This is a genomic window from Spirillospora sp. NPDC046719 (assembly GCF_040645715.1).
In the GTDB taxonomy this organism is placed as follows: domain Bacteria; phylum Actinomycetota; class Actinomycetes; order Streptosporangiales; family Streptosporangiaceae; genus Spirillospora.
In genome coordinates, this window is sequence record NZ_JBEYYT010000730.1 from 1 (window position 1) to 3,071 (window position 3,071).

Below are 3,071 nucleotides of genomic sequence, written 5' to 3' on the forward strand. Positions count from 1 at the left end.
AGCCGCTCCCGCTCCCGGGTCGCCGCCTCCAGCTCGACGGCGCGGGCCAGCCGCGCCTCCGCCTCGCGCGCGAGGCGCACCACCTGGCCGACCACCAGGCCGGCGAGGAACAGCAGCACGATGCCGTTCAGCGTGGTGTTGCCCATCCCGCCGGCCGTCCCGGCGGCGGCGTGCACCAGCAGGTTCGCGACGCCGAGCACGAGCGCGGCGATGACGCCGCGCCGCCGCCCGCCCGCGACGGCCCAGGCCAGCACGGACGCGGCGACCCACGACACCGGCAGCGTCGGGCGGCCCGTCGCGATGTGGTGGGGTGTCTCCACCCAGGCGGTCGCGAGGATGCAGCCGAACGCGACGGCGAGGTCGGCGGACAGCAGCGGCCAGCCGCGCCGGGACGGGTCGCGGTACGCCAGCGTCGCGACGCCCGTCCAGACGGTCAGCACCCCGAGGACGGCCCAGCCGCCCAGCGGGTGCGCGTAGCCGCCGGAGTTCTTGCCGATCACGACGGCGGCGTAGACCAGCGCCAGAGCCCGGTACACCGCCACGGACCGCCACAGCGCCGCGTCCAGGCCGGCCATGCCCCCGCCGGTGTCGTCGCGCACGGTTCAGTCCTCGGCGATGCCCTCGTCGCCGTCGTCGCCGTCGTCGTCGACGCGGCGGACGGGCTTGCCGGCCATCTCGGCCTTGACCTCGGCGGCGTACCGGTCGACGTACTCCTGCCCTGACAGCTCCCGGATCGCCTCCATGATCTGGTCGGTGACCTCGCGGAGCACCTCGCGGTCGTCCTCACGGCCGAAGTAGCGGGAGAAGTCCATCGGCTCGCCGAACCGCACGCCGGGGCGGACGCCGAGGCGCGGGTACGGCTGCCCGGGCGGCATCAGCTTGAAGGTGTTGATCATCGCCATCGGGATCACCGGGACGCGGGACTTCAGCGCCAGCCGCGCCACCCCGGTCTTGCCGCGGTACAGCCTCTCGTCCGGCGCCCGGGTGCCCTCGGGGTAGATGCCGAGCAGCTTGCCCTCGCCGAGGATCCGCAGGCCCGTCTGGAGCGCCGCGTCCGCCTCGGGGCCGCCGGTGCGGTCGACCGGGACGACCCCCACCCCGGTGAAGAACCCCTTGCTGATCAGGCCCTTGAGCCCCTTGCCGGTGAAGTACTCGCCCTTGCCGATGAAGAAGATCGGCCGCATCAGCGGCAGCGGGCCGAAGAAGTGGTCCGCGAACGACTGGTGGTTGCACGCCAGCAGCGCGGGGCCGCGCTTGGGGACGTTCCTCATGCCCCGGTTCCGCGGCCACCATGCGCCGTACATGATGGGTGAGAGTACGACCCTCAGCAGGATCCAGAACCAGAGCATGCCGACACCTTCCTCCGAGCCGCGTGCGCACGCGGCGCGCAAGACCGAGTCCCCGTCCGAGGGGGGTAATGATGGGACATCTTCGCATCCCGGCGGTTCCTCGCCCACACCACTGTCCCGGTGCCCGGGGCCGGTCCGGCACACCCCGCGCCCAGATGAACGTAGGCTCTGAACGGAAATCTCAATCGGGTGCGCCCGGGGGCTTGTCCCGGGCGGCGCAGCGAATACCGTGGGACACACGTTTCGGGTCGTCCGGGAGTGCCGCCGCGCACCGCGGCGGGCGGCCGGGCGCACACCTCAATGGGGGAGCGGAGGCCGCCATGCCGGTGCTGTCGGTCACGCCGGAGTCGTCGAAGGAGCCGGCCCCGTGAATCGCCGTGGCAATGGACTGTCCGCCGACACCTACGCGCCGCTGGTCGACCTCGCCCCGCATCTGGCCGACGCGATGCTGGCGGCGCTCGGCGAGGCGGGCGTGGCGGCGTACGCGGCGTCGCCGGACGGCCTGCCCGGGATCGCCGGGACGGCCGGCGGCCCCGTCGGCGACGTCCTCGACCGGCTGTACGTGGACGTCGACATGAAGCCCGCCGCCGAGGGGATCCTGCGCGCGCATCTGGCGCGGCTGCGGGACGCCGGCGTGCGCGGCGAGGGCGACGGCCGCTCCGAGCCCGACCTGGCCGACTCCGCGACGGACGCGCCTGCCGGGCGCGACGGGGTGCACGACGGCCCGCGCGACGGCGGCCTCGACGGGGGGCTCGACGGGTCCTTCGACGAGTCCTTCGAGGGCGTGTTCGACGCGCCGGGGCGCCGCGGCGACGGCGAGGCCGGCGGCGAGTCCGGGGCGTCCGGCAAGGGCGACGAGGGCGGCAAGGGCCGCGACCTCGACGAGGACGCCATCTGGGCCGCGATCGTCGCGGGGTTCGACACGGCGCCGGAGGGCGACGAGGTCCCCTGGCCCGACCAGGAGAACATCGACGAGCGCCCGGCGCCGCCCCGCGAGGGCGACGACCGGACGGGCCGGCTGCCGCGGGCCCGGGTCATCCGGCCCGCCGACGAGGCCCCCGAGTTCCCGCCGGACGCCGATGACGAGGGCCACTACATCCCGCCGCCGCCCCCGCCGCTGCCGAGCGCGGACCCGCTCACCAAGGGCGCCTGGATCGCGCTGATCGGCGGCCCGGTCTACCTCCTCGTCACGGTGATCCTCGACTGGGAGGTGCCCGGCTGGGCCGCGTTCCTCGCGGTCGCCGCGTTCATCGGCGGGTTCGTGACGCTCGTGCTGCGGATGGGCGACGAGCCCCGCGACCCCGACGACGGAGCCGTCGTCTGACCGGCGGCCGTCCCGGCGGTGTCCTGTGACCGGCGCCCTCTGACCGGCGCCCCCTGACCGGCGGTGGTCCGGGCGGCGCCGGCTAACCGGGCCCGGCGGGCAGGCGGAGGTCGGCGCGCAGCGGGCGGTGGTCGGTGGCGCGGACGTGGTCGCCGGGCTCGTCCGGCGGCACCCCGCATCCGGCCACCTCGACGCCGGGGTCGGCGAACACCCCGTCGATGCGGCGGCGCGGGTCGCGCGCGGAGAAGGTGAGCGGCTCCCCCGCCGGGGCGGTCGCGTGGCCGTCCTGGAAGTGCTCGGTGAGCAGCGTCCACGACGGGCCGCCCGGCTCCTCGTTGACGTCGCCCGCGAGCACGACCGGCGCGCCGTACCGGGCGCGGGCCCGGGCGAGCAGCGCC

General features: G+C 75.6%; 4 protein-coding genes. 1 reads left to right on the forward strand and 3 read right to left on the reverse strand.

Going from position 1 to position 3,071, the window contains the following annotated elements; genetic code table 11:
• Together ABZ914_RS49370 and ABZ914_RS49375 are read right to left on the reverse strand one after the other, a co-directional pair.
• On the reverse strand, positions 1-599 hold a 599-nt coding region (locus ABZ914_RS49370; RefSeq protein WP_500201515.1), incomplete at its 3' end, for a DUF5931 domain-containing protein.
• 3 nt (positions 600-602) lie between these two features.
• The gene (locus tag ABZ914_RS49375; RefSeq protein WP_433138540.1) at positions 603-1,271 is read right to left on the reverse strand and encodes a lysophospholipid acyltransferase family protein; all 669 of its coding nucleotides are present in this window, start codon (positions 1,269-1,271) and stop codon (positions 603-605) included.
• A gap of 445 nt (positions 1,272-1,716) precedes the next feature.
• On the opposite strand from ABZ914_RS49375, the gene ABZ914_RS49380 reads away from it, so the two are divergent.
• The gene (locus ABZ914_RS49380) at positions 1,717-2,673 is read left to right on the forward strand and encodes a hypothetical protein (RefSeq protein ID WP_500201516.1); all 957 of its coding nucleotides are present in this window, start codon (positions 1,717-1,719) and stop codon (positions 2,671-2,673) included.
• Between the two features lie 82 nt (positions 2,674-2,755).
• Here ABZ914_RS49380 and ABZ914_RS49385 read toward each other — a convergent pair.
• The coding region (locus tag ABZ914_RS49385; RefSeq protein WP_500201517.1) for an endonuclease/exonuclease/phosphatase family protein at positions 2,756-3,071 on the reverse strand (316 nt) is incomplete at its 5' end.

What these genes read in the sequence shown, in the direction of transcription:
- ABZ914_RS49375 (WP_433138540.1), bottom strand. Translation starts at nt 1,271, where the DNA reads ATGAGGAACGTCCCCAAGCGCGGCCCCGCGCTGCTGGCGTGCAACCAC.